The organism is Streptomyces roseolus (assembly GCF_014649855.1).
GTDB lineage: Bacteria > Actinomycetota > Actinomycetes > Streptomycetales > Streptomycetaceae > Streptomyces > Streptomyces roseolus.
On sequence record NZ_BMTV01000070.1, the window covers coordinates 1 to 3,327 of the forward strand.

The window sequence follows — 3,327 nt, forward strand, 5'->3', positions numbered from 1 at the left end:
ACCGGGAGGCGCTGGCCGGGCTGCTGGCCGCCGTTCCCGCCGAGCACCCGCTGACCGCCGTCGTCCACACCGCCGGCATCGTCGAGGACGGCGTCTTCTCCGCCCTCACCCGCAAGCAGCTCGATGCCGTGCTCCTGCCGAAGGTGGACGCGGCGTGGAACCTCCACGAGCTCACCCGCGACCTCGACCTCACCGCCTTCGTCGTCTACTCCTCGATCGCGGGCCTCCTCGGCACCGCCGGCCAGGCGAACTACGCGTCCGGGAACACCTTCCTGGACGCCCTGGCGGCGCACCGACGGGCCCAGGGCCTGCCGGGCCTGTCACTGGCCTGGGGCCTGTGGGCCGAGAGCAGCGAACTCTCCGGCAGCCTGACGGACGCCGACATCAAGCGCCTCGCCCGCTCGGGCCTGCTGCCGCTGCGCACGGCCGAGGCGATGGAGCTCTTCGACGCCGCCCCCGCCACCGGCGAGGCCGTCCTCGGCGTCACGCGCCTCGACACCGCGGCGCTGCGCTCCGCGGACACCGAACCGCCCACCCTGCTGCGCGGCCTGGTCCGCCGGGCACCGAAGCGCGCGGCGGCCGCCGCCACGGCCGACCAGGCCGGCGGCGCCTCCCTCGCCGAACGGCTCGCGGCCCTGTCGCCGGGCCAGCAGGAAGCGGCCCTCGTGGACCTGGTGCGGGCGCAGGTCGCCGGCGTCCTCGGCCACGCCGACCCGTCGGCGATCGACGCCGACCGGGCGTTCCAGGAACTGGGCTTCGACTCGCTGACCGCCGTCGAGCTCCGCAACCGCCTCAACACCGCCACCGGCCTGCGGCTGCCGACCACGCTGGTCTTCGACCACCCGAACCCCGGCGCCCTCGCCACCTACCTGCGCGACCAGCTCGGCCTCGACGGAACCCCGTCCGCCGAACCCGTCCTCAAGGAACTCTCCCGCCTCACCTCGCTGATCAAAGAGGTGGCGGCCGCCGGCCCCGACGGCCAGGCCCTCCTCACGGCCCGGCTGCGCGAACTGCTCAGCCTGGCCGAGACGGCCGGGGGCGAAGCCGCCCCCGGCAGCCGCGAGGACGACGACGCGGACCTGGAGAGCGCCAGCGACGAAGAGCTGTTCGCCCTGCTCGACGAGCTGGAGTGAGCACCGCACCGCGCGAACCGGCGCGCTCCTCAACGCCACACCCAACGCCACAGCCACCGGCGGACCGCCGCCGCCACACGCACACCACACCTGGGGGAAAGGACACCATGTCGGGCGAGGAGAAACTCCGCGACTACCTCAAGCGGGCCATCGCGGATGCCCGCGACGCGCGCAGGCGACTGCGCGAAGTGGAGGACAGGCAGCAGGAACCCATCGCGATCGTCGGCATGGCCTGCCGCTACCCGGGCGGGGTCACCTCGCCCGAGGACCTGTGGCGGCTCGTCGCCGACGGCGTCGACGCGGTCTCCGAGTTCCCGGACAACCGCGGCTGGGACGTCGACGCCCTCTACGACCCCGACCCGGAGAGCGTCGGCAAGACCTACGGGCGCGAAGGCGGCTTCCTCCACGACGCCGACCGCTTCGACCCCGAGTTCTTCGGCATGTCGCCGCGCGAGGCCGTGGCCGTCGACCCGCAGCAGCGCCTGCTGCTCCAGACCGCGTGGGAGGCCTTCGAACGGGCCGGCATCGACCCCGAGGACGTCCGCGGCAGCCGCACCGGCGTGTTCACCGGCGTCATGTACAACGACTACGGCTCCCGCCCCCACCTCCCCCCGGAGGGCGTCGAGGGCTACCTGTTCAGCGGCAGCGCCGGCAGCATCGCCTCCGGCCGACTCGCCTACACGTACGGCCTCGAAGGCCCGGCCGTCACGGTGGACACCGCCTGCTCGTCGTCCCTGGTCGCCCTGCACCTCGCCGCCAACGCCCTGCGGCGCGGCGAGTGCGACCTCGCCCTCGCCGGCGGCGCCACGGTGATGTCCACCCCCGTCGCCTTCATCGAGTTCTCCCGGCTGCGCGGCCTCGCCGCCGACGGCCGCTGCAAGTCGTTCTCGGCGGACGCGGACGGCACCGGCTGGGCGGAGGGAGTCGGCCTGCTGCTGGTGGAGCGCCTGTCGGACGCCGTGCGCAACGGCCACCAGGTCCTCGCCGTGCTGAAGGGCTCGGCGGTGAACCAGGACGGTGCCAGCAACGGCCTCACCGCCCCCAACGGCCCCTCCCAGGAGCGCGTCATCCGCCAGGCCCTGACCGCCGCCGGCCTGACGGCCGCCGACGTGGACGCGGTCGAGGCGCACGGCACCGGCACCCGCCTCGGCGACCCCATCGAGGCGCAGGCCATCCTCAACACCTACGGCAGCGACCGCGAACGCCCCGTGTACCTGGGGTCGTTGAAGTCCAACATCGGCCACGCCCAGGCCGCCTCGGGCGTCGGCGGCGTGATCAAGATGGTGGAGGCGATGCGCCACGGCGTCCTGCCCCGCACCCTCCACATCGACGAGCCGACGCCGCACGTCGACTGGGAGAGCGGCGCGGTCGAACTCCTCACCGAGGAGACCCCGTGGCCCGAGGCCGACCGGCCCCGCCGCGCCGGCGTGTCCTCCTTCGGCTTCGGCGGCACCAACGCCCACGTCATCATCGAGCAGCCCTCGGCGCCGGTCGTCGCCGAGGACGAGACGGCGGAGCAGCCCGCCCCGGCCGCCCCGGCCGCCGACCTGCCGGTCGTGCCGTGGCCGATCTCCGGCAAGACCCCCGAGGCCCTGGCCGCCCAGGCCCGCAACCTGCTCACCTTCCTGGAGACGCCCGAGGCCGCCCCGCGCCCCGTCGATGTCGGCTTCTCGCTGGCGGCCGGGCGTGCGGTCCTGGATCACCGGGCGGTGGTCGTCGGTGACGACCGCGAGACCCTGCTTTCGGGTCTGCGGGAGCTCGCCGAAGGCGGCACGGCCGCCTCGGTGGCCGTCGGCGCGAGCCGCTCGGGCAAGACGGCGTTCCTGTTCACCGGCCAGGGTGCCCAGCGTGCCGGGATGGGCCTGGAACTGGCCGATGTGTTCCCGGAGTTCGCGGAGGCGTTCGACGAGGTCGTCGGCGTTCTCGACGGTCTGCTGGAGGTGTCGCTGCGCGAGGTGATCGCCTCGGGCGGCGAGGCCCTGGACCGCACCGGGATGACGCAGCCGGCGCTGTTCGCCGTCGAGGTCGCCCTCTTCCGGCTGGTCGAGTCCTGGGGCGTGCGCCCCGACTTCGTCGCCGGGCATTCGATCGGTGAGCTCGCCGCCGTGCACGTGGCCGGGGTGCTGTCCCTGGAGGACGCCTGCCGGCTCGTGGCCGCGCGCGCGTCCCTGATGGACGCGCTGCCGTCCGGCGG

2 protein-coding genes are annotated in these 3,327 nt (G+C 74.4%); both read left to right on the forward strand.

The features are described from left to right. On the forward strand, positions 1–1,133 hold a 1,133-nt coding region (locus IE245_RS36435), incomplete at its 5' end, for a beta-ketoacyl reductase (protein ID WP_189955727.1). Between the two features lie 107 nt (positions 1,134–1,240). Then, positions 1,241–3,327: type I polyketide synthase (locus tag IE245_RS36440; protein WP_189955729.1), on the forward strand; the 2,087-nt coding region annotated here is incomplete at its 3' end.